At 71.2% G+C, this 26959-nt stretch carries 30 protein-coding genes and 2 tRNA genes; 16 read left to right on the top strand and 16 right to left on the bottom strand.

Features of this window, described 5'->3' with window-relative positions; all coding sequences use genetic code 11:
- A partial coding sequence (locus OUY22_RS22115) for an RNA polymerase sigma factor (RefSeq protein WP_270156991.1) occupies positions 1–706 on the bottom strand: 706 nt, incomplete at its 3' end.
- Between the two features lie 11 nt (positions 707–717).
- Positions 718–1059 (bottom strand): YciI family protein, encoded by a 342-nt coding sequence (locus OUY22_RS22110; RefSeq protein ID WP_270156990.1) that lies wholly within the window; start codon positions 1057–1059, stop codon positions 718–720.
- Between the two features lie 146 nt (positions 1060–1205).
- On the opposite strand from OUY22_RS22110, the gene OUY22_RS22105 reads away from it, so the two are divergent.
- Positions 1206–2006, top strand: a complete 801-nt coding sequence (locus tag OUY22_RS22105; protein ID WP_270156989.1) for a class I SAM-dependent methyltransferase — start codon at positions 1206–1208, stop codon at positions 2004–2006.
- Positions 2007–2185: 179 nt separating this feature from the next.
- On the opposite strand, the gene OUY22_RS22100 is transcribed toward OUY22_RS22105, so the two are convergent.
- Genes OUY22_RS22100 through OUY22_RS22090 form a run of 3 tightly spaced genes read right to left on the bottom strand, consistent with a single transcriptional unit; the run spans position 2186 to position 5312 of the window.
- Entirely contained in the window at positions 2186–2935 is a 750-nt protein-coding gene (locus tag OUY22_RS22100) for a hypothetical protein (protein ID WP_270156988.1), read from the bottom strand.
- The gene (locus tag OUY22_RS22095) at positions 2932–3849 is read right to left on the bottom strand and encodes an ABC transporter ATP-binding protein (protein ID WP_270156987.1); all 918 of its coding nucleotides are present in this window, start codon (positions 3847–3849) and stop codon (positions 2932–2934) included. Before OUY22_RS22095 ends, OUY22_RS22100 begins: the two co-directional genes overlap by 4 nt.
- Entirely contained in the window at positions 3846–5312 is a 1467-nt protein-coding gene (locus tag OUY22_RS22090) for an alpha/beta fold hydrolase (RefSeq protein ID WP_270156986.1), read from the bottom strand. Before OUY22_RS22090 ends, OUY22_RS22095 begins: the two co-directional genes overlap by 4 nt.
- A gap of 165 nt (positions 5313–5477) precedes the next feature.
- On the opposite strand from OUY22_RS22090, the gene OUY22_RS22085 reads away from it, so the two are divergent.
- The 3 genes from OUY22_RS22085 to OUY22_RS22075 all read left to right on the top strand — a co-directional run bounded on the left by OUY22_RS22085 (position 5478) and on the right by OUY22_RS22075 (position 8125).
- On the top strand, positions 5478–6593 hold the full coding sequence (locus tag OUY22_RS22085) for a sensor histidine kinase (protein WP_270156985.1): 1116 nt from the start codon (positions 5478–5480) through the stop codon (positions 6591–6593).
- 278 nt (positions 6594–6871) lie between these two features.
- A complete protein-coding gene (locus tag OUY22_RS22080) occupies positions 6872–7528 on the top strand; it encodes a response regulator (protein WP_270156984.1) in 657 nt (218 codons plus the stop codon).
- Positions 7529–7663: 135 nt separating this feature from the next.
- Positions 7664–8125, top strand: a complete 462-nt coding sequence (locus OUY22_RS22075) for a VOC family protein (RefSeq protein ID WP_270156983.1) — start codon at positions 7664–7666, stop codon at positions 8123–8125.
- A gap of 14 nt (positions 8126–8139) precedes the next feature.
- On the opposite strand, the gene OUY22_RS22070 is transcribed toward OUY22_RS22075, so the two are convergent.
- On the bottom strand, positions 8140–8661 hold the full coding sequence (locus OUY22_RS22070) for a pyridoxamine 5'-phosphate oxidase family protein (protein ID WP_270156982.1): 522 nt from the start codon (positions 8659–8661) through the stop codon (positions 8140–8142).
- A 70-nt stretch (positions 8662–8731) separates the two neighbouring features.
- The gene (locus OUY22_RS22065; RefSeq protein ID WP_270156981.1) at positions 8732–9826 is read right to left on the bottom strand and encodes a helix-turn-helix transcriptional regulator; all 1095 of its coding nucleotides are present in this window, start codon (positions 9824–9826) and stop codon (positions 8732–8734) included.
- 74 nt (positions 9827–9900) lie between these two features.
- Between OUY22_RS22065 and OUY22_RS22060 the strand changes: the two genes are divergently transcribed.
- A complete protein-coding gene (locus tag OUY22_RS22060) occupies positions 9901–10563 on the top strand; it encodes a GntR family transcriptional regulator (protein ID WP_270156980.1) in 663 nt (220 codons plus the stop codon).
- Here OUY22_RS22060 and OUY22_RS22055 read toward each other — a convergent pair.
- Positions 10555–11223, bottom strand: coding sequence for a hypothetical protein (locus OUY22_RS22055; protein WP_270156979.1), 669 nt, complete (start codon positions 11221–11223; stop codon positions 10555–10557). The two genes, OUY22_RS22060 and OUY22_RS22055, sit on opposite strands and share 9 nt — an antisense overlap.
- A 68-nt stretch (positions 11224–11291) precedes the next feature.
- Here OUY22_RS22055 and OUY22_RS22050 point away from each other — a divergent pair, with 68 nt between their 5' ends.
- Positions 11292–12344 (top strand): phosphorylase family protein, encoded by a 1053-nt coding sequence (locus OUY22_RS22050; protein WP_270156978.1) that lies wholly within the window; start codon positions 11292–11294, stop codon positions 12342–12344.
- Here OUY22_RS22050 and OUY22_RS22045 read toward each other — a convergent pair.
- The gene (locus tag OUY22_RS22045; RefSeq protein ID WP_270156977.1) at positions 12335–12472 is read right to left on the bottom strand and encodes a DUF397 domain-containing protein; all 138 of its coding nucleotides are present in this window, start codon (positions 12470–12472) and stop codon (positions 12335–12337) included. The genes OUY22_RS22050 and OUY22_RS22045 overlap by 10 nt on opposite strands.
- A gap of 220 nt (positions 12473–12692) precedes the next feature.
- Here OUY22_RS22045 and OUY22_RS22040 point away from each other — a divergent pair, with 220 nt between their 5' ends.
- The gene (locus OUY22_RS22040) at positions 12693–12884 is read left to right on the top strand and encodes a DUF397 domain-containing protein (RefSeq protein ID WP_270156976.1); all 192 of its coding nucleotides are present in this window, start codon (positions 12693–12695) and stop codon (positions 12882–12884) included.
- Here the strand turns inward: OUY22_RS22040 and OUY22_RS22035 are convergent.
- The 5 genes from OUY22_RS22035 to OUY22_RS22015 form a co-directional block, all read right to left on the bottom strand.
- Positions 12870–13184 (bottom strand): DUF397 domain-containing protein, encoded by a 315-nt coding sequence (locus tag OUY22_RS22035; protein WP_270156975.1) that lies wholly within the window; start codon positions 13182–13184, stop codon positions 12870–12872. The genes OUY22_RS22040 and OUY22_RS22035 overlap by 15 nt on opposite strands.
- Positions 13181–17374, bottom strand: a complete 4194-nt coding sequence (fxsT, locus tag OUY22_RS22030; RefSeq protein ID WP_270156974.1) for an FxSxx-COOH system tetratricopeptide repeat protein — start codon at positions 17372–17374, stop codon at positions 13181–13183. Before fxsT ends, OUY22_RS22035 begins: the two co-directional genes overlap by 4 nt.
- On the bottom strand, positions 17371–18408 hold the full coding sequence (locus tag OUY22_RS22025; RefSeq protein ID WP_270156973.1) for an AAA family ATPase: 1038 nt from the start codon (positions 18406–18408) through the stop codon (positions 17371–17373). Before OUY22_RS22025 ends, fxsT begins: the two co-directional genes overlap by 4 nt.
- Before the next feature lie 114 nt (positions 18409–18522).
- Positions 18523–19764: a VMAP-C domain-containing protein gene (locus OUY22_RS22020; protein ID WP_270156972.1), complete on the bottom strand. Its 1242-nt coding sequence runs from the start codon at positions 19762–19764 to the stop codon at positions 18523–18525.
- Between the two features lie 369 nt (positions 19765–20133).
- Positions 20134–20574: a hypothetical protein gene (locus tag OUY22_RS22015; protein ID WP_270156971.1), complete on the bottom strand. Its 441-nt coding sequence runs from the start codon at positions 20572–20574 to the stop codon at positions 20134–20136.
- A gap of 149 nt (positions 20575–20723) precedes the next feature.
- Between OUY22_RS22015 and OUY22_RS22010 the strand changes: the two genes are divergently transcribed.
- Positions 20724–21374 carry a flavin reductase family protein gene (locus OUY22_RS22010; protein WP_270156970.1) on the top strand — a complete coding sequence of 217 codons (651 nt, stop codon included), beginning with the start codon at positions 20724–20726 and terminating at the stop codon, positions 21372–21374.
- Between the two features lie 25 nt (positions 21375–21399).
- Here OUY22_RS22010 and OUY22_RS22005 read toward each other — a convergent pair whose 3' ends face one another.
- Together OUY22_RS22005 and OUY22_RS22000 are read right to left on the bottom strand one after the other, a co-directional pair.
- Complete coding sequence (locus OUY22_RS22005) at positions 21400–22143, bottom strand: ABC transporter permease (RefSeq protein WP_270156969.1); 744 nt, start codon at positions 22141–22143, stop codon at positions 21400–21402.
- A complete protein-coding gene (locus tag OUY22_RS22000; protein WP_270156968.1) occupies positions 22124–23068 on the bottom strand; it encodes an ATP-binding cassette domain-containing protein in 945 nt (314 codons plus the stop codon). Before OUY22_RS22000 ends, OUY22_RS22005 begins: the two co-directional genes overlap by 20 nt.
- 228 nt (positions 23069–23296) lie before the next feature.
- On the opposite strand from OUY22_RS22000, the gene OUY22_RS21995 reads away from it, so the two are divergent.
- From OUY22_RS21995 to OUY22_RS21960, 8 genes are all read left to right on the top strand, one after another.
- Positions 23297–24307: a GH25 family lysozyme gene (locus OUY22_RS21995; RefSeq protein WP_270156967.1), complete on the top strand. Its 1011-nt coding sequence runs from the start codon at positions 23297–23299 to the stop codon at positions 24305–24307.
- Positions 24308–24350: 43 nt separating this feature from the next.
- Positions 24351–24878 carry a C40 family peptidase gene (locus OUY22_RS21990; protein ID WP_270156966.1) on the top strand — a complete coding sequence of 176 codons (528 nt, stop codon included), beginning with the start codon at positions 24351–24353 and terminating at the stop codon, positions 24876–24878.
- A 58-nt stretch (positions 24879–24936) separates the two neighbouring features.
- The gene (locus OUY22_RS21985; protein ID WP_270156965.1) at positions 24937–25167 is read left to right on the top strand and encodes a transposase; all 231 of its coding nucleotides are present in this window, start codon (positions 24937–24939) and stop codon (positions 25165–25167) included.
- A 39-nt stretch (positions 25168–25206) separates the two neighbouring features.
- Positions 25207–25282: transfer RNA gene (locus OUY22_RS21980), tRNA-Thr, on the top strand.
- A 151-nt stretch (positions 25283–25433) separates the two neighbouring features.
- Positions 25434–25507, top strand: a tRNA-Met gene (locus tag OUY22_RS21975).
- 71 nt (positions 25508–25578) lie between these two features.
- On the top strand, positions 25579–25743 hold the full coding sequence (rpmG, locus tag OUY22_RS21970; RefSeq protein ID WP_019632658.1) for a 50S ribosomal protein L33: 165 nt from the start codon (positions 25579–25581) through the stop codon (positions 25741–25743).
- A 197-nt stretch (positions 25744–25940) separates the two neighbouring features.
- Positions 25941–26390, top strand: a complete 450-nt coding sequence (locus tag OUY22_RS21965; protein WP_270156964.1) for a MaoC family dehydratase N-terminal domain-containing protein — start codon at positions 25941–25943, stop codon at positions 26388–26390.
- A 1-nt stretch (position 26391) separates the two neighbouring features.
- Positions 26392–26820 carry a MaoC family dehydratase gene (locus OUY22_RS21960; protein WP_270156963.1) on the top strand — a complete coding sequence of 143 codons (429 nt, stop codon included), beginning with the start codon at positions 26392–26394 and terminating at the stop codon, positions 26818–26820.
- The last annotated feature ends 139 nt before the right edge of the window (positions 26821–26959 follow it).

Below are 26959 nucleotides of genomic sequence, written 5' to 3'. Positions count from 1 at the left end.
GCCGCGCGTCGTGCAGCAGCATCAGCGCCAGCAGACCCTGGGCTTCCGGCTCGTCCGGCATCAGCTCCGTCACCAGCCGCGCCAGGCGGATCGCCTCCCGGCACAGCCGCGCCTTGCGCGGGTCCCCGTACCCCTCGTTGAACAGCAAATAGAGCACGTGCAGGACGGCGGGGAGGCGATCCGGCAGCAGGTGCGCGGGCGGCACCCGGAAGGGGATGGCCGCGTGCGCGACCTTCTGCTTGGCGCGGAAGATGCGCTGGCTCATCGTGCGTTCCCGCACCAGGAACGCCCGCGCGATCTCCGCGGTGCTCATGCCGGCCAGGCTCCGCAGCGTCAACGCCACCTGGGCGTCGAGGTTCAGCGACGGATGGCAGCAGGTGAACATGAGCTCCAGGCGCTCGTCGGGGATGTCGGCGTCGCGCACGTAGGGCGGCGGGTCCTGGTCCATCGCGGCCACCTCCCGCAGCTTCGCCGCCTCCTTGGCCACGCGACGCATCCGGTCGATCGCGCGGTGCCGGGCCGTGGTAGTCAGCCACGCCAGCGGCTGGTCGGGCACCCCTGACCCGGGCCAGGCCCGCAGCGCCTGGGTGAACGCGTCCTGGGCGCACTCCTCGGCCAGATCCCAGTCGCCGCCGGTGAACCGGATCATGGCGGCCACGATCCGGCTCCACCCCTCGGCGTAGATCCCGGCGATCCGGTCCTTCACCTCGTCGATCGCTAGTCCTCGCCGTCCGGCCAGAACGGACGCAGCTCGATCATCCCTTCCCACGCCATCGGGTGCTTGGACGCGACCTCGATGGCCTCGTCCAGATCGGCGCATTCGAGGATGTCGAAGCCGGCGATCTGGTCCTTGGTCTCCGCGTACGGGCCGTCGGTCAGCAGCACCTCGCGGTTGCGGACCCGGACGGTGGTCGCGTCGCTCGCCGGGCGGGTGCGGTTGCCCATCAGCCGGACCCCTCTGCCGTCCATCTCCTTGACCCACTCTTCCACGTCGGGCGCGCCGTCCTCCTGGCCGGGGGTGTAGTCGGGGTCGGTGCACACCAGCATGAGGTAGCGCATGGCGTCACTCCTGTCGTGAGTTTCCTCGGTCGTCGGGTTGATGACGAACGGGAGAGCCTCTCCACTACAGGCTCCCTCAAGATTTTTCATCAGCGGACGAGGCCCGTTCACGGCGGCGGCCCCGGCGTCGCTGTCAGGATGGGCGCATGTCCCGCGATCTGCACCGGCTGCGTGCCACCTTCGACCGGGCGGCCGCCTCCTACCAGGACGCGCGCCCCGACTACCCCGCCGAGCTCTACACCGACCTGCTGGAGATCACGCGAGTCAGGCCGCCCGCCCACCTGCTCGAAGTCGGGTGCGGCCCGGGGAAGGCGACGCTGCCACTGGCCCGGACGGGATTCCGGATCACCGCTGTCGAACTCGGCGAGGCCCTCGCGGCGCAGGCCCGGCTCCGCCTCGCCGCGTACGCGGACGTGTCCGTGGTCACGTCGTCGTTCGAGGACTGGGAGCCACCGGCCGGCCTCCGCTTCGCCCTGGTGTACGCGGCCACGGCCTGGAAGTGGGTGGACCCGCGGATCCGCTACGCCAAGGCCGCCGCCCTCCTCGACCCGGGCGGCCACCTGGCCGTGTGGAACGCGGAGCACGCGATGCCGGCGGACTTCGACCCGTTCTTCACCGAGATCCAGCGGGTCTACGAGGAGATCGGCGAGGGCCACGACGGCCCGTGGCCGGGGCCCACGCCCGAGGACCGGCCCAACCCGCTGGTCGCCGAGTTCGAGTCCTCCGGGCACTTCACGGTGGCCGGGACGAAGCTGTACGTGTGGGCGTCGCGCTACACGGCGGACGAGTATCTCGCCCTGCTCGACACGTTCTCCGGCCACATCGCCATGGAGCCGGCCAAGCGCGAGCACCTCTACCGGGAGATACGCCGCCTGCTCTCCGCCCGCCCGGACGGACGCCTCACCCGCCACTGGTCAGCCACCCTGACCGTCGGCCGACGCCGGTGAACCGATGGGTCGCCCAGCAGACGTGCGGCGTCCGCGCGGTCCGGCCGGCTCTCCGCCTGGACCCGTACCGCGCGGCTCGCCGGTGGCCGTCCGAACCGCAGGATCAAGGGCTGTCCGGCGGGTCAACGCCGCCATGAGGCGTCGCGGCGGGTCAGCACCGCTCTCGGGGGTCGCCGCCATCAGGCGTCGCGGCGGGTGATTGCGCAAGAGGCCGCGAGGAGGGTCAGGAGGACGTAGCCGGCGAGGATCATGGTGGCCGCGAGCGGGCCGAAGGCACCCGAGTCGGGAACCCCGCCCAGTTGCCTCGTCAGCGACGGGACCGTCAGGGAGCCGGTCCAGTCGTTCCACGGGGCGGGCAGGAAGCGCTCCACCATGGTCGGGGCGAGCAGGAGCCCTGCCAGCGCGACGATCGCTCCGGGAGTCGAGCGCAGCAGCGTCGCCAGGCCCAGCCCCAGCACCGCGGCGGCGGAGCCGACTCCAGTCGCCAGCACCTCGGACAGGGCCGCCGGCTCCGAGAGCGAGGCGCCGATCGGGCGCCCGCCCACCGCCGCCTGCGCGGTGAGGTAGGCGGCGAACGCCAGCGCCTGGCCTACGACGGCGGCCACGGTGGCCACGACCACCGCCTTGGCCAGGAGCAGGATCCACGGACGCCCGACCGTGATCAGCGTCAGCCTGATCATGCCGGTGCCGTATTCGCCGGAGATGGCGAGCACGCCCAGCAAGCCGAAGAGCACGGCAGTGAGGTCGGCGCTGAAGCCGAGCCCGGTGCCGACGGGCTCACCTCCGGCACCGTGGGTGTCAAAGTAGCGCGAGACCGAGAAGGCGGCGAGGCCTGTGAGAGCCAGGGCGGACAGTGTGGAGGCCAGGACGTAGGCGGTGGCGCGCAGTGAGCGAAGCTTGAGCCATTCGGAGGCCAGGAGGTTGATCATCGAGTCAGCTCCAGGAAGGACTCTTCCAGCGACGCGCGCCGTGGCGTCAGCTCGTGGACGGCGCAGCCGCTCGCCAATGCGGCGTCGCCTATGGCGGCTGCGGATAGGCCCGTCACCAGCAGCTCCTCTTCGCCTGCGGAGGGAGCGGCCGAGCGCGGGATCGTCTCGGCGGCGGTGTCTCGGCGGACGGTCGCTCCGGCCGCCTCCAGCACCCCGGCCAGGCGGGTCGCGTGCGGGGATCTCACCAGAACGTCGCCGACGAAGCGGGCCTGGAGCTGCGCCACCGTGGTGTCTTCGATCAGTCGGCCGTGGCTGATGATGACGAGCTTGTCGGCGGTGAGGGATATCTCGGTCATCAGATGGCTCGACAGCAGGACGGTCCGCCCTTCCGCCGCCAGCGATCTCAGCAGCGCCCTGAGCCGGCGGATGCCGTCAGGGTCGAGGCCGTTGACGGGCTCGTCGAGAATGAGCACCCCCGGATCACCGAGCAGCGCCGCCGCGATGCCGAGCCGCTGGCGCATCCCCTGGGAGAACCCGGCGATCCGCTTACGCGCCGCCCCGGTCAGGCCCACCTCCTCCAGCACGTGCACGACCCGGCGGCTGGACAGCCCGCCGGCGTGCGCGAGGGCTTGGAGGTGGTCGAACGCGCTGCGTCCGCCCTGCACCTCGGTGGCGTCGAGCATGGCGCCGACCTCGCGCATCGGGTGTCGGAGGTCACGCTTGGCGACGCCGTTGATCAGCGCCCGGCCCGAGGTGGGCGCGTGGAGGCCGAGGATCACGCGCATAGTGGTGGACTTGCCGGCGCCGTTGGGCCCGAGAAAGCCGGTGACCTGCCCGGGCTCGGCATGGAAGGACAGCCCGGAGACCGCCCGCGTGGAACCGTACACCTTCGTCAGATCCAGAACTTCGATCATCTCCCCACCTCTTGGATCCGCTCGGCGGGACAGCGCGTGCCCGGCGCGGGCAGCGCGCCCGTCGTCAGGTAGGCCAGGACATGCCGCCGCAGGCAGGAGTTGGCCGCCCACGACGCGTGGCCGTCGCCGTGCGGCAGGACCCGCGCGGAGGGAACCTGCGCGGCCACGCGGTGCTGCCCCAGGACATTGGTGTTGTTGTCGAGCTCCCCGATCGCGAAGAGGACCGGAGGGACGTCCCTGACGCGCAACGGGTGCGGTGCCCAGGACGCGCCTCCGCTGCGTCCCCAGCAGCGGCCGAGTTCGAAGCGGCCCTCGATCCAGCCGAACCTCGGCGCGATCTCGCGGAGGCTGGACTCAATGGCCTGGAACTCCTCGTACGTCGGCAACTGCGGCATGAAGTCGTTGCACAGGGAGGCTCCGCCGACGGACGAACTGCCCTGATCCGGGCCCAGCTCCGTCAGGAAGTCCGTGGCATCGCCGTCGAGGGCCTTGCGGATGGCCGTCGCGAGCTTCGGCCATCTCGGGGGATTCATGCCTTTGATGGCCCCCGCGTACACCTGACCCTCGTGCACCGTCCGCCCGGCCGTGGCCTGTAGCGGCGCCCGGCGAGCCCTGGCGACCAGCTCGTCCCACGCCCTGCCCGCATCCCTGCCGTGCAGGGCGCAGGTCCTCTGGCCGGCGCACCAGTCGCGGAAGCGGGTGAGATGCCGCTCCTGGGTCAGCGCGTAGGAGCGCAGCCACGCCTCCAGGTCCGGTTGCGTGTGATCGGCGGTCCCGTCGAAGTAGATCCGGCCCACCCGCTGCGGGAACAACTCCAGATACGCCTGTGCGTAGACGGTGCCGTACGAGTTGCCCGCATAGCGAAGCTTCTCCTGGCCGAGCCGGGTCCTGAGCGCGTCGAGGTCGTGGGCGACGTTCCACGCCGTCAGCCCGTGCCACGCGGACTTGGCCGCCTTGTGGCAGCTTGCCTGATGGGCTGCGTTCTGGGCGGCGTGGGCGTCCCAGTCGGCCTTCGTGCGGGCGGTGACGAGACCGAAGATGGAAGCCGCGGGCTCCGCGCAGCTCATCGCCTTGCCGGTCCTCTGCTCGGACATCCCGCGCGGATCGAGGGCGATGACGTCGAAGCGGCTCCGCAGCTCCTTGAGCAGGGCCGGCAGCTCGGGCGGAGCGTCGGGACCGGCTGTCGGCCGGAGCATCACCGTGCTGGTGCCCGGCCCTCCGAAGTTGACGATCAGCGGCCCCAGGCTCCTGCCCGTCGCGGGCAGCATGGCCACGTGGACAGAGGTCCTCGGCCCGCCCGGATCGGCCCAGTCGACGGGAACGACCAGGTCGGTGCATCGCAGGCCGTCGCCGCACTCCTTCCAGGTGAGGCCATGAGCCTGAGCCGAAGCCAGCGGGACGCTCGCGAACGACGCGGTGAGGCAGGCGGCGAGGCACAGGGCGATGAGCGTGCGTCGATTCATGGGCCAAGGATCGGGCGCGTGGGCGGGTTCGCACATCGGAGCCGAGTCTGATTTCGGCGGTCGGACCAAGGGCTGAGGACGCGGCAGTCCGCGGGCCGAGTAAGACCCTGGTCTGACGGCCCCTGCTCCGATTCGGATGGGGCCGCTCCTCGATAACGTCGAGGCATGAATCCGCTCGCCCGGCCGCTGCCCGCGCGACTGCTCGTCCTCGCCGACGTCGCTCTCGCCGCGCTGCCGGCTCTGGGGGCCGCGACCACCGCGCCGAGTTTGACCGCGGGCGCCGCGTCGGCGCTGACCTGGCTGCCCGTGGCAGTGCGGAGGATCTGGCCGGTGCCGGCCTACTGCGGCGCGCTCCTGTCGAGCCTTCTCGTGCCCTTGCTGGGGGCGGACCGCGTCATGATGATCGCGGCGATCGCCCTGACCCTCTACACGGTCTCGACCACCCGGCCGGTGCGGCGATCGGCGATCGCTCTGGTGCCGGGGCTGATCGTCACCGGGGCCGTTCTGCTGGTCCTGCTGAGCGGCGTCCCCCGGCAGGCCAACGGCTGGCCGGATCCCGTCTTCGTCATCGGCATGGCCTGGCTGGTCGTGGGTGCGACCTGGAGCCTCGGCGCGGCGGCGCGCACCCGCCGTGAGTTCACCGCGCGCGAGGCGGAGAGACAGGCCGAGAAGGCGATGATCGACGAGCGGCTGCGGATCGTGCGCGAGCTGCACGATGTCCTCGCCCACTCGATGAGCATGATCACCGTCAGGGCGGGCGTGGCGGCCAAGGTCTTCGACAAGCATCCGGAGGAAGGCCGCCGGGCTCTCCAGGCCATCGAGGAGATCGGGCGCGACTCACTGGTCGAGATCCGCCAGTTCCTCGGCGCGCTGCGGTCGCCCGGCAGCACGCCGGAGAGCGCGCCGCTCCCCGGTCTCGCCGACCTGCCGTCCATGGCGGACCGGGCAGCGGAGGCCGGCGTGCAGGTCGACCTCTCGGTGAACGGGACCGTACCCGAGCACATGGGGCTGTCCGTCTACCGCATCGTCCAGGAGGCGATCACCAACGCCGTCAGACACGCGGCTCCCACCCGCTGCCGCGTCAGCGTTTCGGTCGTCGACGGGCTCTTACGGATCTCCGTGGTCGACGACGGGCCAGGTCGGCGGGTCCCTCTGGTCGACAGGGCCGGACACGGGATCGCGGGGATGCGGGAGCGGGTGACGATGTACGGGGGTGTCTTCGAGGCGGGGCCGCTGCCGGGGGGCGGGTTCGGCGTGTCCGCCTCGTGGGAGGTCCCATGACCGCGCCCACACCGGTCGCCCGAAGGGCGAGCGCACGCCCTCTTGGGGGGCACTGCAGGTCGGCCCGCCGTCGGGTGGGACCTCGGCCGAGTCCGGCGTATGACGTCATCGGCGCCGGGTGCGGTGATCTCCTGCCATGGCGAGAGCTCTTGGCGCGGACAGGTCCCTCACCCATGGGCCAGGACCGCGGGCCGGTGTCCATGGTAGGGAGTGGCGTGAGGGCGGAACCGGTCATCCGGAGCCGTGTTCGGATCATGCCGAGACTGGGGGAGTGAGCGGTGATTCGCGTGCTCGTCGCCGACGACCAAGCTCTGCTGCGAGGAAGCTTCCGCCTGCTGATCGAGTCGCAGGACGACCTCACCGTGGTCGGCGAGGCCGCCGACGGGCGGGAGGCGGTGGTCCTCACGCGGAAGGAGTCGCCCGACGTGGTGCTCATGGACGTGAGGATGCCGGAGACGGACGGCATCACCGCCACCAGGCAGATCGTCGGAGAGACCCGCGTTCTCATCCTGACCACCTTCGACCTGGACGAGTACGTCTACTCGGCTCTGCGGGCGGGCGCCAGCGGGTTCCTGCTCAAGGACGCGCCCCCCGACGACCTGTTGCACGCGATCCGGGTGGTCGCCTCGGGCGAGACGCTGCTCGCGCCGAGCGTCACCACGCGCCTGATCGCCGAGTTCGTCCGCCGTCCCGCGCCCCGGATCTTCCACGGGCTCGACACCCTGACCGATCGAGAACTCGAGGTGCTCACCCTCGTCGCCCACGGGCTGTCCAACACCGAACTCAGCGATCAGCTCCAGCTGAGCCCCGGGACCGTCAAGACGCACATCAGCCGCCTACTGGCCAAGCTGCAGGCCCGCGACCGCGCGCAACTGGTCATCGCCGCCTACGAGGCGGGCCTCGTCGAGCCGCGTCGGCGCGGCGACGGCCCGTGACCCGTCCGGTCCGGCTAGCGGACCGATGCTGTCCGCTGGATGGGGCAGGGTGAGTCACCTGGCCGGAGACGACTCCGGCCGGGGCCGGCCCGTCCGGCCTTCACCGCAATGAGAAAGCTGTGAACGGAGCGAACCATGAGCCGTCATGTCCAGGTCACCTTCGACGCCCACGACCCGCGGGCGCTGTCGTCCTTCTGGCGCGACGTCCTGGGCTACGTCCACCCGGGCCCGCCCGGGGTGGACGTGCCCGAGGGCGCCGACCCGCTGGCCGCGTGGGACGACTTCCTGGCGCGGATCGGCGTGCCGGAAGACCAGCGCAACAGCAGGTCGGCCATCGAGGACCCGGAAGGGCACGGCCCGCGGCTGTTCTTCCAGCGGGTGCCGGAGGGCAAGACCGCCAAGAACCGCGTGCACCTCGACGTCCGCGCAGCTCCCGGGCTGCAGGGGGAGGAGCGGATGGCGGCGCTGGAGGATGAGTGCGCGCGGCTCGTCGCGCTGGGGGCGGAGCGGCTGTACCGCATCGAGCCCGGGCCTCCGCTGGACGCCGGGACCATCGTGATGGCCGATCCCGAGGGCAACGAGTTCTGCCTGGACTGACGGCCGTGCCCGGCCTAACCGGCGATCAGTTTGGCCGGGTCGGGGGTGTAGACGGTCATCCAGTGCGGACGCAGCCGGTAGTAGACCACCTCCTCGTCCCAGTCGAAGGAGTCGCCGCCGTAGAAGTCCTGAAGGTACGCGAGCAGGTCCGGCCAGTCCGGGGACGGCGGGCCGCTGCGGGGATTGAGGATTTCCACCGTGCCGTGCGTGAAGACGCCGAGGTCCTCGCCGCGCAGGTGGGCGGCGCTGGCGGCGGGCCGGGCGGCGAGGTGGCGGGCCTTGGCGGCCTCGCGCGCGGTGCCGAAGTGCCACATGCCGTGCAGGAAGTGCCCGTCCACGCCGCTGATGCGGGGCTCGCCCTTCGCCGTCACGGTGGACAGGGCGAGGGTGCACATGCCGGTGAGGACCTGGGTGAGCTGGGCCGCGGTCAGCGTGTGGTCGGTGTTGATGATCGAGCGGAGGTGGGAGGTGGAGCGGGAGAGCGAGGCGTCGAGGAGCGCCTGGAGTGCCTCCAGCTCCGCTGGTGTTTCACGCATCCTGGTCCTTGTCTGTCGTAGGGCTGCCGGCCCAGGTTGGACCCATAACCCGACACCTTGTGTCATGTTTTCACGTGGGCGTCCTGGCCTGGGGGGCGATCGTCGTGGCGGCCGACAGCAGCCTTTCTGCCAGGACACGGCAGCGGGCCCCGAGTTCCGGGGGGTCGAGGATCTCGAAGTCGTAGCCGAGCAGGAGCACGTGCATGAGCACGAAGTCGAGGCTGGCGGCGCCGCTGGTCAGCTCGCAACGCTCGCTCCCGCGCGGCCGGACGACCGCCGCCGCCCCGGGCAGCCGTGCGCGCACCGTGTCCGCCGGGGCGTGGACGAGGAAGCGCGCCCGGTGCGGGTAGACCTTGCTGGCCACGCCTTCCTGCACGTACGCCGCCGCGTCAGGCGCAGGGCGGGGGCGAAAGCGCCAGGTCCGGGCCGACACCTCGGTCATCCGGTCGAGGCGGAAGGTGCGCCAGTCGTCGCGGTCGAGGTCGTAGGCGAGGAGGTACCAGTGCCGGTCGGAGGCGACCAGGCGGTAAGGCTCGACCCGCCGCCGCCGCACCTCGTCCCCTGACGGGTAGCCGAAGCCCGCCTCGACCTCGTCGCGGCAGGCTCTGGCCAGGGTCATGAGCACGTCCGGGTCGACCGGGGCGCGGCCGCCGGCGAAGGACTCCACAGAGCCGGACAGCGCCCGCACCTGGTGCCGCAGCCGGGTCGGCAGCACCCGGTCGAGCTTGGCCAACGCCCGGAGCGCCGCGTCCCCACCCGCCGCCCTCGGGCCGCCGCCGTCCGTGCCGCCCGCGCCGGCGCCACCCGTTCTCGCGCCGCCTGCGCTTCCCGCGCCGGTGAGGAGGGCGGCGACGGTGGCGGTGGCCTCCTCGTCGTCGAGCAGGAGGGGCGGCAGGTCCTGGCCGGGGCCGAGCCGGTAGCCGCCGCCGATGCCCTGGCCGGCAGATATCGGATATCCCAGGGCGCGCAGCCGCTCCACGTCGCGCCGCACCGTACGCGTGGTGACGCCGAGCCGGTCAGCCAGTTCGGGACCGGTCCAGACCTGGCGCTGTTGCAACAGTCCGAGCAGGGTGAGCACCCGCTCCGTGGTGCCCAGCTCCGTCGTGTCCCGCTCCGTCGTGTCCCGCTCCGGAGTGCCTCGATGCTCGCCACCCGCCGTGCCCATGTCGCCACCCTGCCAGAGAGCGGCCGGGGGCACCTTGTTTGACAGTCGTCGGGGCGGCCGATGCAATATGTTGCATGCCGGTTCCTCCGAGTCGCGGACTCGTCTCCAGGTCGCTGCTCAGGGACGAGGCCTACCGGGCGATCCGGGACGCCATCGTCGACGGCACCCTCGCCCCCGGCGAGCGCCTCAACGACGCCGACCTGGTCGAGTGGCTCGGCGTCAGCCGGACCCCGGTGCGCGAGGCGCTGGCGCGGCTGGAGCAGGCGGGCCTGGTCAGGACCAAGCCCGGCCGCTACACGATCGTCAGCCCCGTCGACGTGCGCGCCGCCCGCAACGCGCAGTCGGTCACGGCCGCCATGCACGAGCTCGCCGTCCGGGAGGCCCTGCCCGCCCTGTCCTCCGCCGAGCTGGACGCGATGCGCGGGGCGAACGCGCGGTTCGCCGACGCGCTGCGCCGCGACGACGTGCCCGCGGCGATCGCCGCCGACGACGACTTCCACGGCGTGCTGGTCACCGCCAGTGCCAACGACGCCCTCCGCGACGTCCTGGAGCGGTACACGCCGGTGCTGCGGCGGCTGGAGCGGCTGCGGTTCTCCTCGCTGAGCGGCCGGGAGTCGGTCGCCCAGCACGACCGGATCATCGCGCTGTGCGAGGCGGGCGACGTGGCGGGCGCGACGGCGGCCACCAGGGCCAACTGGGGGACACTGGTCCCGCTGCTCGACGAGCCGTCAGACTGAGCGCTCGTCCGGCCGGCCGCTGACCGACTGCTGCCACATGACGTCGAAGCTGCGCAGCAGGTGGTCGTACATGGCGCTGCCGCTGCGGAAGACCAGGCACGGCGAGTTCCGGGCGTGGATCCCGGGCTGGTACGGCGTGAAGTAGGCCAGGCGGTCGGTGAGGATCACGCGGTAGGTGTGCGGGGCGTCGAAGAGCCTGACCTCGACCTTGGCGTCGCGGCCGGAGACCGCGTCCAGGTAGCGGATGTTGGCACGCAACTGGTCGGCCAGCAGTTCCTCGCCGAAGGCGGGGTCGGCGCGCTGCACCTCCCGCACCCTCGTGGCCAGCCAGCCTCCGGGGTCGTCCGGGTCGGGCAGCAGGACGTGCACGTGCTCCAGGACCGGGTTGCCGCCCTGCCAGACGACCTGGAAGCTGTCGCGGGTGAGCTCGTTGCCCCGCCCGGTCAACACCTTGATCCAGCGGGCTCCGCGCAGGTCGGCCGCGAGGTCGGAATTGGCCGCCGACTGCTTGGCGTAGGAGCGCTCGACGCCCACCCCGGTCAGCTTCGACAGCCCGCGCACCAGCACCCGCCTGGGCCAGGCCAGGCCGAGCCAGCCGGCGGCGACGGTGATGCCGCCGGCCAGGAGCGAGCTCACGATGCCGATGATCAGTTCCTGCATGGCACCATCGTGATCCACCCGTCCCCGGCGGTCTAGGGTGGAGGCCCCTGCGCTCCCGAGGAGTGGCCATGATCGGAGTCATCACCGCGCTGCCCGTGGAGGCGGCGGCCCTCCAGCACGCGCTCGGCCCGGTGGAGCCGGTGCGCGCGGACGGTGACGGCAACCACTACCTCATGGCCCGCCTGGCCTGCGGCGACGTGGTGATCACGTCGCTCGCGGCGACCAGCAACGTGGTGGCCGCCGACGCCTGCGCGCACCTGGTGCGCAGCTTCCCGCGGATCCGGGCCGTGATCATGTGCGGCATCGCGCTGGGCGTCCCGCAGCACGGCGTACGGCTCGGCGACGTCGTGGTCGGCACCGGCGGCGTGGTCCACTACAGCCACCGGCGGGTCACCGACGACGGCGGCACGCTCCGCGGTCACACCCTCGTCCCCTCCCCGCTGCTGCTGCGCGCGGTCAACGACCTGCGGGTGGCGGAGCTGAAGGGGGAGCGGCCGTGGGAGCGGTGGCTGACGCCGCTGCCCGGCTTCGAGTCGCCGGGGGGCGAGGTACGGGTCTTCCACGGCGCCATCGGCAGCGGCGACGAACTCCTGCGCAGCGCGGCCCGCCGCGACGAGCTGGCGCGGGAGCACGGGGTGCTGGCGATGGAGATGGAGGGCGCGGGAACGGCGTCGAGCGCCTGGCTGGGCGGTCGTGAGTGTCTGGTCGTGCGCGGCGTCAGCGACCACGGCGACGCGGCGAAGAACGACGACTGGCATCGGCCCGCGGCGACGGCCGCCGCGGCCTACACGCGGGCACTGTTGGAAGCCCTGCCACCGGCCGCGCGGGAACGCCGCCCGCTGTCCCTGCTGGATCTGGTGGAGGTCATGGAGCGGGTGGGCGCCTTGCGCACGCCGGCCGGGCGCGACGACGTGCTGCTCCTGCTCGGCCCCGACATCTCCGGGCGGGTCCGGCAGTCCGACTCGGCCCGTTCGGCGCTGCTGAGCCTGGCCCGGGTGTGCGCGGAGTACGACGACGGGCTGGGGCGTCTCCAGGAGGTCGTGGAACGTCTCGACGGCCGCGACTCCGCCCCTGTGCGCGAGCTGGCCGCCGCGATCGCCGGCTATCGGGCTCAGTCGTAGTCGAATTCGCCGTCGAGCACTCCCGCGACGAACGCCTCCCATTCGAGCTGCGTGAACACCAGGATCGCGCCGTCGGCCTGGCCGCCGTTGCGCATGAGGATCACGTCTTCGACGAACGCGACCTCCACGGGATCACTAAGATCACGATCGGAAGCGCCATTAATCCACGTGATTGAGGAAAGGTCGAAATCTGTAGCTTTGGGCTTCATGGGCAGCATGTGCCCATCTTAAGAGTTAATTCGGGATTTGTCCGATATGGCGTCCCTTGTTTATTCCCGTTAAAGCCTGCCGGCAACGGGAAGTAGAGTAGTTAAGCTGTCGCTGACAGTAGTCAAATAAGGAGTGAAAATGCTTCCAGCGCCTGCCTGGCGGAGGAGTTCCCACTGCACCGAGCAGGACCTCGGCACCTGTGTCGAGGTCGCGCCCCACGGCATGCGGGTCGCGGTCCGCGACAGTAAGGACCCGTCCGGCCCGCACCTGAGCGTTTCGCGTGAGGACTGGCAGAGCTTCGTCGACGCGATCAAGTCACGCTCGGTCTGAGTGGATGGGGCGCGGCGACGGCGCCCCATCCGGCCCGGTCACGACCTCCGGGACGATCTCCCCACGTTTCACGCCGGCGACGAACGCCCGCCAGGAGTCGATCGACACCACGAAGTACGGTCCGGCCGTCCGGCTGTCCTTGACCGCACAGGACGTGCCGAGGTAGGCCACCGTCACGCAGCCCGCACCGTCATCACTCCAACTCGACTTCCGCCAGGGCACCTGCACGTCGTCATACTCCGGTTCTCGGGTACGTGTCGATACGGGAATCGCCGCCTCGGGGCCGCGGGCGCGCGTCATACGGGCATCGGGTAGATGTCACAGTTGGCCCTCCTGCCCTGCGCGCGCGAGAGCAGGGCGGCGTGGTCGTCGCCCAGCACCCGACGGTAGGCGTCCATCGCCCGGGACTGCAGCACCGCCGCCTCCTCGTCCTGGCCCACGGCCTTGAGATCCAGGCTGAGGTTGAACAGGCAGGCGATGGTCGTCGGGTGGTCGCCGCCCTGGTGCCTGCTCAGCCGCTCCAGCGTCTGGCGGTCGAGGCTCAACGCCTCCTCGTAGGCGCCCAGGGCGTACAGGTCGCTGGCGTAGTTGATGGCGCACAGGAGGGTGCGCGGGTGTTCGGCGCCCAGCATCCTGGTCAGCTCGTCCAGCGACTCGCGGTCGAGGGCGCGCGCCTCCTCGACCCGGCCCATGAGGCGCAGCGCGACGGCGATGTTGACCGCCGCCGTGGGGGTGTTGGGATGGTTCGGGCCGAAGATGCGTGAATACTGCTCGCGGGCCAGCTGGCCCAGCTCCACCGCCTGCGACAGGTCGCCGATGGCCCGCAGGTTGAGCGCGTGGTTGAGCACCACCGCCACGGTGGTCTGCGACTCCTCGCCGTAGCGGGCCTTGAACAGCGACATCGCCTCCTCGGAGAGCTTGAGCGCCTCGTCGTTGCGCCCGGCCTTGCGGCTCATCACCGACAGCAGCAGGATCGCGTCCATCGTGGACGGATGGGAGTTCTGGAGGCGGGAGCGCAGCTCGTGGGTGTGCTCCTCCTGCATGTCACGGGCCGCGAGATACTCGCCGCACTCCATGACGTCGACGGCCAGCGCCAGCCGGGTGCTGATCGTGCTGCGGCTGTCGGGGCCCAGCAGCTCCAGCTTGCGCTGGTAGGTGTCCTCGTCGAGCTCCCTGGCCCGGACGGGGTCGCCGGCCAGGCGGTAGTCGATGGCCAGCAGGTGGGCCTGCTCCAGGGTGAGCGGCTCGTCCGGGCCGAAGGTGCGGCGCAGCGTCTCGTAGGCCTCGCGGTCGATCTCCATCGCCTCGGTGAACCGGCCGAGGTAGCGCAGGTCGGCGCTGAGATAGCCCTGCGCTTCGAGGGTGCGTTCGTGGTCGGCGCCGAGCCGCTCGCGCAGCGCGTCGCGCGCGTGCAGGTGGTGCCGGTACGCCTCCTCGAAGTGGCCGAACAGGCGCTTGGCGCGGCCCAGGCGCAGCTCGGCCGTCAGCGTGGCGTCGTGCTCGGGCCCCAGCTGCTCGCTCCAGGCCCGCACCACGCGGTCGGCCATGGACAGATAGCCGGCCCGGTCTCCCCACAGGAACAGGAAGTCGATGGTGTTGAGCATCAACCCTCTGGCCCACGGGTCGGGACACTCCTCCAGACGCGAGGAGAAGATGTGCGGGAACAGCGCGTGGTAGCCGGGCCAGCGCGACTGGTCACCCGGGGCCTTGGGGTCGGCGTTGGCCAGCAGCAGGTGGCCGCAGTGGCGCAGCTGGTGGCGTTCGTTCTCGCTGAGCTGGCTGGTCACCACGCGCTGGACCAGGCGGTGCAGGGAGATGGTGTTGTCGCGGTAGTTGACCTTGGCCAGGGCGTACCTGTTGAGCGCCCGGGTGGTCCGGCTGATCTCGATCGGGTCCTGCAGCACCTCCAGCAGCTCCGCCGGGCCCTCCAGGTCGCGGCTGCCGACCAGCAGCGACCTCGGGATCGGCTCGGGCGCGAGGAAGGCGCAGACCTGCAGGAGCTGGAGGGCCGCGGGGTTGGTGGTGCGCAGGCGGTCGAAGGAGACGTTCCAGGCCGCCGCCACGGACTTCTCGGTGCCCTCGACGTCGAGCAGCTCGTTGCGCTGGGCGTCGAACAGCTCCAGATACTCCGAGACGGGCATGCCCGTCTCGGCGAGCCACACCGCCGCCTGCTCGATGGCCAGGGGCAGGTCGCCGAGGCGGTCGGCGATCTGGTCGGCGTCGTGGTCGCTCAGGTCGGGGCCGCGGCGGCGGAGCAGGTCGCGGCTCTCCGCCCGGGTGAAGACGTCCACCTCCAGCGGCGTGGCGTAGGCGAACCAGTCACGCGAGCGCGAGGTGACCATGATCTTGCCGGGCCCGTTGGTGGGGAAGAACTTCTTGATCTCCTCCACGTCCTCGGCGTTGTCGAAGACCAGCAGCCAGTTGCCGTACGGCCGGCCCAGCCGCAGCGCCTCCTTCACCGCGATCTCCGCGACGTTGGGCTCCGACACCCGCAGATCCAACTGCTCGGCCAGATCGACGAACGCCTGGCGGACCATGGTCAGGCGCTCGGAGGGGATCCACCAGATGAGGTCGTACTCCTTCTGGTGCCGATAGCAGTACTCGACGGCGATCTGCGACTTGCCCACGCCACCGAGCCCGTGGAGCGCCTCCGGGAGCACCGCGGTGGTCCCGCTCGACAGCCGCTCGTGCAGCTGGCCGAGGATCTCCTCGCGGCCGGTGAAATTGTGGTTCTTCTGCGGCACATTCCACACCGGCGTCGGCTCGTGCGACTCGCGTTTCGGTGCCACAGGCGTCGCGGTCATGTTGATCGTCACTCCAAAGGGGTCAGGCGTCGGCAGGTCCTTGACAACATGGGTGTAAACACTGTCCTCAGGGCGAGGCAGATCGCGGTTCGAGGCGTGCCCAACCTGCGGCTCTTCACTCCTGCCCAGCTGGTCACTCATCGCATCCCTGAGGTGACGGGCCGGCGCGGTGTAGCTCCCGGCCATCGCCTCCAGCGCCGAGACGGTCGGCTCGACGAGCGGCGACAGCTCGGGCGACAGCTCGGGCACGGCGGCCCTGCCGGGGGAGACGATCACCTCGCGCAGCGCCTTCAGCTCGTCGACCTCCTGGCTCAGGTGGTCGACGACCGTCACCAGCACCTCGGCGGTGCTCGAGCGCCGCCCCGCCAGCAGCAGCTCCGCCCGCACCCCGGGCACGAAGTCGTACGGCACGCTCGGGCTGACCGGGTGCGGCTCGGCGCGGCGTACCAGATCGCTGCCCAGCACCTCGGCGAGGTGAGCGTCCGTGGCGCGCGGCACCAGCTTGCGCCGTACGAGCCGGACGACCGAGAGGTTGAGCGGCGCGGCGGCCAGGTGCACGGCCAGCTCGAACGCCGTGGACGAGACGCCCATGCGGAAGCGCCAGACCCGCTGCTCGGCCGACAGCTCGCCCTCCGGCGGCGGCTCGGGGTCGGGTTCGGCCTGGTCGTGCGAACAGGCCACGATCGTGCCGTGCCAGACCGGCCGGGCCGCCATGGCGAAGGCAGCCCAGGAGCGAGCCTGGGCGGCGTCGAGTCCGATGACCGGCACGGGCACCGATCCGGGCGGCGCGGCGTGGACGTACCCGCCGGCCGGTCCCGCCGGGCGGCGGTTGCGTAAGACGGCCCGCTCCGGCGTGATCCCGGTACGCCGCCACAGCCGCGCGGGCAGCAGGTGGATCACCACGAGGGCGTGGGCGGCGCCCCAGCGGGCCAGCTTGCGGTGCGCGGCGCGGGTGTGCCAGGCGTCGCCGACGCCGTCGGTCAGCACGACGACGAGCCGGCGGCCGGAGCCGGGACGGGCCAGCGAGGAGGCCGGCATGACCCGGCCGCCGGGCCCTCCGCTGCGCAGGAACAGCTCGTACTCGTGCTTGACGTCGGTGTCGAGCAGGTAGGTGCGGACGGTGCGGAAGGCGGCGGTGTCGGTGAGCGCGGCGGCGAAGCCGGTGGCGGCGTCGCGGTGGAGCAGGGCGAAGCGGCTGTCGTCGATGACGAGGTCGAGGTCCAGGAAGCGTTCGAGCGGGGAGGTCAGGACCGGGAGCCACAGGTCGTCCTCGGCGGCCCGTTCGGCCGTGGCCTCCTCGTCCAGTTCGCTCGTGCCGTGCGCGGACGCGGTCAGGCGGCGGAAGGCGAGCATCGCGCGGGTGACGGCGCGTCGCCGGGTCGCCGCCGAGGCGAGCGCGACCTCCTGGGAGGGCTCGGCCCCGCCGACGGGGTCGGGGACGGCGGGCACGCCGAACGGCCCGCCCCCGAGGTGGGGAGGGGCCGGCTGGGCGTGGTCGGTGGGCGGGGTGTCGGGGGGTCCAGAGCGTGGCTCCGGCGGCGGCGCCGGCGGCGGGAGGCGAGCCGGGGGTCTGTCCCCGCTGGGGGTGTCCGGCCGGCGGGCCGCCAGTGCGGCGAGCCAGAGCAGGTCGGCTGAGTCCTGCCAGTGCGGCACGCGGTCCGGCGGTGGGTCGGCCGGGCGGCTCACCCCGCGCCCGCCTCGTCCAGCCGTCGCAGCACGACGTCGAGGATCCGCTGCCAGGAGCGGTCGTCGGGGTCGGCGTTCCCGTTGATGACGAGGTGGAGCGCGTTGAGCAGCTGGTCGGCGGCCACCGGGCTGTGCCTGCGGTACGCCAGGAACTCTCGGATGACGCGGTCCTGATGGGGCGTGGAGCGGTCGGCGAAGTGCGCGCCGACCAGCTCGGCCAGGCGCTCCTCGCCGGGCTGGGCCATCTCCAGCCGGATGCAGCGGCGCAGGAACGCGGGCGAGAACTCCCGCTCGCCGTTGCTGGTGATGACGATGAACGGGAAGGCGCGACAGCCGACCCAGCCTTCCCTGACGAGCGCGGTGCCCTCGCGGTCGGCCGTGTAGACGGTCGACTCGGGCTCGCGGGCCCGCGCGCGGAACAGCTCCCTGATCAGGAAGCCGCCCTCCTCCAGGACGTCGAGCAGGTCGTTGGCCAGGTCGGCGTCGCACTTGTCGAACTCGTCGATCAGCAGCACGCGCGGCAGCTCGTGCGGCAGCAGCGCGGTGCCCAGGGGGCCGAGCTGGACGTACTCGCCGACCTGCGGCTCGACGCCCTTGAGCCGGGCGTCCTGCACGCGCGCCACGGCGTCGTAGTCGTACAGGCCCGAGCGCAGGGTGCTGCGGCTGTTGACGGGCCAGCGCAGCACCGGCCCCAGCCGCAGCTCGCGGCTGACCTGGTAGGCGAGCGTGGACTTGCCGACGCCGGGCGGCCCGGTCACCAGCAGCGGCCGGCGCAGGCACAGGGCCGCGTTGATGGCCAGGATCTCCTGCTCGTCGGGGCTGCGCCGGATGGCGTCGCCGAGCCGCCTGCGCAGCTCGGGCAGGTCCTCGGGGGGCGGCGGCAGGACGGGGCCGCCGTCGAAGTCCCGCCACGGCGGCGGGGGCGGCAGCTCGTCGAGCAGGCGCAGGCCATCGCGCGGCTGCCCGGTGCCGCTGTAGACCAGCCACCCTCGCGGAATGGCCGCCGATCCACCCTCCCCGGGAAGCCGCTCCATGGGTGGTCGATCCACGCTCATCTGCGGGTGGTCCTCACTCGTAAGTCCGGGCTGGGGAGTGTGGAATTGCGGACTTACCTGAGGATCTCCTTGATCGCCCGTCGGCGCAACCTTTTAGGAAGGACTTCTCAACGGCTGCACTTCCGGAATTGGCCGCCCGGGATCGTCCCAGAGAAGGGCCACATTGCCGCACGTCGGCGTTGAGCTGCGCAGTTGGTGAATACTCTCCGGTAGTTTCTTGAGTTTCTGCGGCTGAAGCACTTCGGTGACGGCTTTCCGGAACTCCCCGTTGGTCGCCGAGTCCCGGCACCACAGGACGATCGGCACCCCGGCGTCCATCGCGGCGTCGAGCTGCGCCCTGCCCTGAGGGCTGTCGGGCGGCGCGGACAGGACGCACGCCACCACGTCGGCCCCGCCCATCAGGCTGGCGTGCACGTTCCCCGCGTCGCCGTCGTCCAGGGGAGCCAGGTGGGCGGCGCCCCTGCCGTCGAGGAAGACGTGCCACCGGTCGTACCAGCGCCGGTAGGTGTTGTCCGGGCGCAGCCGCCGGTCGCTGCGCAGGACGACCTCGTAGTCGGCGCCCAGCGCGCGGGGCGGCAGCTCCTCGCTGATCCTCCTCGGCCACTGGTCGACCGAGAGGTTGACCAGCTCCGGCGCGAGCCGGAACTCCAGCAGCAGCGGGCCGCCCCGCTGGGGGCTCCAGTCGCGCTCGGCCGCCAGCACCAGCTCCACGACGTGGTCGGCGACGCGGGCCAGCGGCAGTTCGACCTCGCCGCCGCGCTCCGGGTTCCAGCCCAGGGGGCTGCTGTGCGTCCAGTGGGTGACCAGGTGCGGGTCGTCGTCGCCGTCGGGCACGGCGAGCGGGTCGATCTCGACGATCAGGCACGTCGGCAGGTCGGTGCGGGTCTCGAAGGCGAGCCGCTGGCGGAGCAGCCGCTCCAGCTCGGTGGCCTCCGGGTCCTTGTTCTCGGCCCTGAGCTGGTCGCGCTGGCGGTAGAGCCAGCGGCTCAGCTCGGAGACCGTGTCCTGGTCGGCGGTGCGGCGCTGCAGCAGCTGGCCGAGCACGTACGCGGCGAAGCGCAGGTGGGGCAGCAGCCGCCGCTCCCCGGTGGGGGCGTCGAGCAGGAACTCGAAGACATGGCCCGCGTCCTGGAAGGCGCCGGGGAAGCCGCGGCCCTTGCCCTCGGTGGCCACCTGGTAGAGGATCCGCAGGTCCTCGACCTCGCACCCGCGCAGCAGGGTGGCGACCTGCAGGGCCTCGGGAGGGTCGAGCAGATCCTCCGCCGGGCTGAGCAGCCTGATGACGCGTTCGGCCCACGGGGTGCCCGGTCCTACGTACTGGACGCCGCGCTGCAACGCGCGGCGTCCGTCTTCGGTGGATATGGCACTTTTGACAATGTTGAGAAAATATATCCACGGCTGGGGAGACGCAGCCACGTGCAACTCGCCGGGCGCCAGAGCCGTATTCACCACGTCCAGCAGCTCTTCGGGTCTGAGATGGGAAACACGGCTGAGCTCCCGGGCGACCTGCAGGACGTCGATCTGACCCACCAGGCTCCTTCCCCCATCCTGATGTCGAGACCGGGAGATTTCCGCGATTGTACTAGGGCATGTCGCATCGTCCCTTGTTTCAATGCCGCGACTTTGTGCCGTGGCGCCCTTGTCGTCCGTCCTTACTGCGAAACGTGACCGGCGGGAACCCCTTCCGCACCGGTCACGGCCGGCTCACTGGGGCCAGTTCGCGATGATCTCGGGCTTAATGGCGTCGGCGTGGCACTTGAAGGTCTTGCGGGCGGCCCGGTCGTACAGGCACACCCGCACGTCCACCCGCCTGATCTCGCCGTCCGACGAGAGCCGGAACGACTTCCTGCCCGCGCAGGTCGTGCTGGCACGGCTCCAGCCGGTGCCGCCGCCCGCGTAGTGGAACCGGGCGCGGACGTAGGCGCAGTGGCCGGCGTGCGCGTCGCGGTCGTACAGCTTCCCGCGCACGACGAACGTCTCGGCGCTGAAGTCGCTGATCCAGACGTCGGCCCTGGCCTTGCCGGAGTGCCCGGCCGCCGACGCGACGGGGCCCCAGTGGATGCCGGCGGCCGCCTGCGCCGGGGCGGGCGCGCTCGCGGCGATCGTGAAGGCCAGGACGGCGCCGATGACAGGTGTCTTCCTCATGGCGACGGAGGCTAGGGAAGCCGACTTGGAAGAGCCTTGCATCCGGCTGAGCGCCGCCTGGTCACCAGAGCGCGATCCAGGACCCCGGGACGAACGACAGGTCCGAATGCCGCCGGTGCCCGTCGCCGGGCGGCGCGACAGTGTCATCCGTGACACACACCCGCATCGAACCCTCGATCCTCTACTTCGGCACCCCGGTCGTGCTGATCTCCACCCTGAACGAGGACGGCACGCCGAACCTGGCCCCGATGTCGTCGGCGTTCTGGCTCGGCCGCCGGGGAGTGCTGGGCCTGGGCCGGCGGTCCAAGACCGCGCGCAACATGACCAGAGCGCGCGAATGCGTGCTGAACCTGCCCTCCGACGCGCTCGCCGCCGCCGTCGACCGGCTCGCCCTGACCACCGGCGCCGACCCCGTGCCGCCGTGGAAGCGCGAGCAGGGCTACCGGTACGTGCCGGACAAGTTCGAGCGAGCCGGGCTGACGCCGGTGGCGAGCGAGACCGTGGCCCCGCCCCGGGTGGCCGAGTGCCCGGTGAGCATGGAGACGGTGGTGGTCGCCGAGCACCCGGTGGGCGACGGCGGGATCGCCGCGTTCGAGGTACGGGTGCGGCGGGTGTGGGTGCACGACGAGATCCGCAAGGACGGCGTCGACGACCACATCGACCCGGACCGGTGGCGGCCCCTGATCATGAGTTTCCAGAAGCTGTACGGGCTCGGGCCGCAGGTGCGGGAGTCGACGCTGGCCCGCATCCCGGAACGCGCCTACCGCGGGCCGGACGTCGACCGGGCCGCCGCAGGGTGACCCGGCCGATCGCCGCGGCAGGAGGTCAGACGCCCCGGCGCATGGCGCGGTTGCCGAGGTACAGGCCGAGCGCGGCCGTCGCCGCCGCCGCGAGCACCCCGTACAGCACCGGCAGCCCCGGCGCCTGGCCGGAGAAGAGCGCGCGTTCGGCCTCGACGATGTAGGCGACCGGGTTGAGCCCGCCGGCCACCCGCAGCCAGCCGGGGCCGGAGTCGAGCGGGAGCAGCACCCCCGACAGCAGCAGCAACGGGAACAACAGCACCTGGGTGACCGTCCAGAACAGCGTGCCGTCAGGCGCGGACTTGATCGCCAGGGCGAACGAGAGCGCGCCCAGGCCCACCCCGAACACCATGAGCAGCGCCAGCCCGGCGGCCACGCCCGTCAGGTGCGGCTCGAACCCGAGCGGCACCGCCAGCACGATGATCAGCACGGCCTGGGCGAGCAGCACGGCCATCGCCTTCATCGTCCTGCCGACCAGCATCGCGGTCCGGTTGAGCGGCGTGACCATCATCCGCTCCATCGAGCCGCCGATCAGCTCCACCAGCAGGTAGTAGCCGGAGGCCATGGGCCCGGTCAGGCACATCATCACCAGGATGCCCGGCACGAACCACTGCCAGGACGAGCCCACGGCGCCGTCCAGCAGGGCCCCGAAGAGGAAGAGGAACAGCAGCGGCTGCCCCATCTCGAAGAGCAGTCCCGCGGGCTCCCTGAACGAGGGGGTGAACTCGCGGCGGAAGACGGTCATGGTGTCACGCAGGAACATCGTCATCGCTGAGGCTTCTCCCGGTCAGGGTGAGGAACACGTCGTCGAGGGTGGGGCGGATGGTCTCGGCGGCGGCGATCTTGACGCCGGCCGCCTCCAGCGTGCGCAGGTGCTCGGGCAGGGCTGTGGCGGCGGACGCCGCCCGCAGCCGCACGGTGAGGCCGTCGGCGTCGCCGCCGAGGAGCGCGGCGGCCCGTCCGGCGTCCTGCGCGGTGTGCGCGGTGAGCAGGATGCGGTCGCCGGCCAGGTCGTTCTTGAGTTGTTCTGCCGTGCCGTCGGCGATGATCCGGCCGTCGTCGATGATGATCACTCGCTCGGCCATGCTGTCGGCCTCTTCGAGGTAGTGGGTGGTGAGGAAGAGGGTGGTCCCGTGCGTCTCGCGCAGGCGCAGGATGTGCGTCCAGATGTCGGCGCGGCTCTTGGGGTCGAGCCCGGTCGAGGGCTCGTCCAGGAAGAGCAGGCCGGGCCGGTGGATGAGGCCGAGCGCGATGTCGAGGCGGCGGCGCTGGCCGCCGGAGAGGGTGCCGGGCTTGCGCGCGGCGAGCGGTGTCAGGTCGAGCAGTTCGAGCATCTCGCCGGCGCGGCGGCGGGCCTCCGCGGTGGTCAGGCCGTAGCAGCGGCCCTGGGTGACGAGCTCGTCGCCGACGCGGAAGGTCTCGCCGGCGCTGTTCTTCTGGCCGACGTAGCCGATTCTGGCCCGCACCCCATCGGGGTCGCGCGTGACGTCGCGGCCGGCGACGGTGGCGGTGCCGGACGTCGGCGGCAGCAGCGTGGTGAGCATCCGCAGGGTGGTGGATTTACCGGCGCCGTTCGGGCCGAGGAACGCGACGAGCTGTCCCGCCTCGACGTCCAGGTCGATGCCTCGTACGGCTTCGACGGTCTGTTTCTTCTTCAGGGTGAACGTCCGGGTCAGACCTCGAGTGTGGATCATGGTGCTTCCTTCGGGCATGGCGAAGAAACCCCTGGTGGGGGCGGTGAATGGGAGCGGCTCAAGTGTCAGCCAGGGAAAGCGCTCTTGGCAAACGTGAATGTGACATACACATATGGCTCTGACCTGCGGAAACGTCACATGGCGCATATGGCCCTGATGAATAACTTTTCAGCCTCTGAAGTGCTGATTTCCCCGTACATGTAAAAATTTTTTGGGATGATCCCCTGCGTGAAGCGTCTGATGCTCATCGCGGTGGTGGCGGCGGTCGGTCTGGGCGCGCAGAGCGCCCAGGCCGCGGACGGCGTGGCGGGGGTGGACGTCAGCAACTGGACCGGTGAGGTCGACTGGGCCGCGGCGGCGTCCGGCGGCGCCCGGTTCGCCTTCGTGCACGCCACCGAGGGACCCGACTACGTCAGCCCGCTCTTCGCCGCGCAGTTCGACGGCGCGGCGGCGGCGGGGCTGGTCCGCGGCGCCTACCACTTCGCGCAGCCGCACGAGTCGGGCGGAGCCCAGCAGGCCGAGCACTTCCTGGCGAACGGCGGCGGCTGGCGCGCCGACGGGCGGACCCTGCCCGGCGTGCTCGACCTGGAGGACAACCCGTACCAGAACAGGAACGGCAAGAACTCCTGCTACGACCTGCCGGTCAAGGACATGGTCGCCTGGATCAAGGACTTCACCGCGACCTACCGGGCACGCACCGGGCGGCGGGCGATCATCTACACCACCACGAGCTGGTGGCGGACGTGCACGGGCGACAGCACCGCGTTCTCGTCCAGCCCGCTCTGGCTCGCCCGCTGGGGTGCCGACCCGGGCGAGCTGCCCAAGGCGTGGGAGCGGCACACGTTCTGGCAGTCGGCCGACAAGGGCACGCTGCCCGGCGGGCAGAACGCGTTCAACGGCTCGGAGGACGAGCTGAAGGCGATGGCCAACCCGCCGGCCGAGGTGACCGTCTCCGGCCGGGCGCGCGGCCGCACCACCTACCGGCTGACCGTGGCCAACACCGGGCCGCACCGGGTCACCGACATCAAGGTCTCCGGACGGGCGTTCGGCGGTCAGCGGGTGGTCAGGGCGTCCTCGGGCTGCGCGTTCAGCGGCACGGCGCTCCGCTGCTCCATCGACGAGCTGCGGCTGGGGCAGAAGAGGACGTTCACCTTCACCACCAAGCCGCGCAAGAAGAAGGGCGCGGTCGGCATCCGGTTCGTCGTCGGGACGGCAGAGGTCACGCTACGCGGCAAATAGCCCAATAAGGCAGGATTGATCCCGCATCACCAGGGAGGTGCGGGTGTCGGGGAAGCGCGGAGCTCTGCTCGCCGTGGTGCTCCTGCTGCTCGCCGTCACGGCCTCCGCCCCGGTCAAGCGTTACGTCTTACCCCGCATCGTCGCGGTCGCGTACGAGATCGAGCAGCGCGGCATCGTCTACTCCTGGGGCGGCGGCCACGCCGAGCGGCCGGGACCGTCCACGGGGACCTGCGTGGGGTACACGGGCAGGATCCAACCCTGCCCCGCCACCAGGACGCGAGGGCTGGACTGCTCCGGTCTCACCCGCTGGGTGTACGCGCTCGCGCACGGGGCGGACGTGCTCGGGCCGGGCAACACCGACGACCACGTACGGCGGATGCGCAAGGTCCGGTCGCCGCTGCCGGGGGATCTCGTCTATTTCGGCAAGCGCGCCAAGGAGCGGCTCAGGACGCGGCATGTCGGCATCTACCTGGGCGGCGAGCGGATGCTGCACGCGCCCGAGACCGGGGCGACCGTCCGGGTGGACGACATCGCCCGGGTGCGCGGCTTCCTGGGGTTCTACCGCTACTGACGCGTGACGTCTGTCGCCCGGTGAAAAATGAGAGACCCGGGGGCTAGTGTGTGCCGCTATGGACAGGCGATGGGTCGGGAGCGACGGATACGAGATCGTGCTCGCCGTGCGGGCCGGGCGGCAGGTGCTGAGGGTGCGCCGCGACGGCCGGCTCGTGGCCGACTGCGCGTCGGTCGCCGAGGTCGCGCGCCACGTCGACCTGGCCGACCTGTGCGAGGTCGTCACCCTGCCCGCGCGGCCCGCGCAGGCCGAGCGACCGGCTGCCCGGACGAGTTCGCATCAAGGCTGAGCGCCGTGTATGGTTACACCTGTCCGCAGCGCCGGACAGGCCCCTATAGCTCAGTCGGCAGAGCGTCTCCATGGTAAGGAGAAGGTCAACGGTTCGATTCCGTTTGGGGGCTCCACCAGCGACAGACCCCACCACGGTGGGGTTTTTGTTTTGTGTCGCCGGGGGTGCCTTTGGCATACTGGAACCACCCTGCCCGATCAGGCGAGTGACGTAGACGCTCCCCGGGTCGGGTATCCTCTACGGGGCCGGATCGTTTCCGGCTGCAAGGCGGAGTAGCTCAGTCAGGCAGAGCAAACGGCTCATAATCGTTGTGTCGCCGGTTCAAGTCCGGCCTCCGCTACTGCCCTCACCCAGGTCGACCGGCCTGGGTTCGGGCATGTCCATGTCCCGAACGTAGAAAGGCACTCCCACGTGGCTGCCACCGACGTTAGGCCGAAGATCACGCTGGCCTGCCAGGAGTGCAAGCACCGCAACTACATCACGCGGAAGAACCGGCGCAACGACCCGGATCGGCTTGAGCTGAAGAAGTACTGCCCCAACTGCCGCTGCCACCGCGCGCACCGCGAGACTCGCTAGTCCTCGCCCGGGCGGTCACTCCGGCTTCCACTCATCGCACAACCGGCGTCCCACGGCGGGCGCCGGTTCGTCGTGTTCGGGGCCGGGCAAAAAGCAGTCCATCCGCAGCGACAGCCGAACCTTGTTCTGTTACCTTCGGCTCAACGACGCGGCGCCGGTGAGACATGCGAGGGAGCAGTGCATGCGAGGGAGCAGTGATGGCCTTGAACCGTGACTTCGTGGGACGCAGTTACGCGTCCAGCACCCCGTACGAGGTCAGCCGGGTGAAGATCCGTGAGTTCGCCGCGGCGATCGGCGACGACAACCCGATCTACCACGACAAGGCCGCCGCCCAGGCGGCCGGCCACCCCGACGTGGTGGCCCCGCCGACCTTCCCCATCGTCTTCAGCCTGCGCAGCGGCGGCGAGGCGCTGGCCGACCCCGACCTGGGGCTCAACTTCGCCATGGTGGTCCACGGGGAGCAGCGCTTCGAGTACGCCCGCCCGGTCTACGCCGGCGACGAGCTGGTCACCACGGCGACCATCACCGACATCCGCACCGCCGGGCGCAACGAGCTGCTGACGGTCAGGAGCGACGTCACGACGGTGGCCGGAGAGCCGGTCTGCACCACGTACAACACGATCGTCGAGCGTGGAGGGGCGGCCTGACATGGCGGCGACGCAGAAGTACGACGAGGTCGAGGTCGGCCAGGAGATCCCGCCGGTCGACTACCCCGTGCGCCGGGTCAACCTGGTGATGTACGCCGGGGCGTCCGGCGACTTCAACCAGATCCACTGGAACGAGCGGTTCGCCAAGATGGTGGGCCTGCCGGACGTCATCGCGCACGGCATGTACACGATGGCGCAGGCGGGACGGTTCGTCACCGACTGGGCCGGCGACCCGGGCGCGGTCGTCGACTTCGGCGTGCGGTTCTCGTCGATGGTGGTCGTGCCGGACGACGACCAGGGCGCCACGATCACCGTGAGCGGCGTCGTGGAGGAGAAGCTCGACGACGGCCAGGTCGTGGTCGGGCTGACCGCCAGGTCGGGTGACGCGCGGGTGCTGTCCAAGGCGCGGGCCGTGGTGCGGCTCGCCTAGCCGGCCGAGGATAGGGCGGGCGGCTCCCGGGTACGCGTGACGGTCATGAGTGAGAACGTATGGCCCACCGTGGAGTCGATCCCCGTCTCGGCCGTCACCGACGACCGCCCGCCCGGCCGGTTGCGCCCGCCCAGGCCGC

It is taken from the genome of Nonomuraea corallina, from assembly GCF_027620315.1.
Classification (GTDB): Bacteria; Actinomycetota; Actinomycetes; order Streptosporangiales; family Streptosporangiaceae; genus Nonomuraea; species Nonomuraea corallina.
This window is presented reverse-complemented; position numbering and strand designations above follow the sequence as displayed.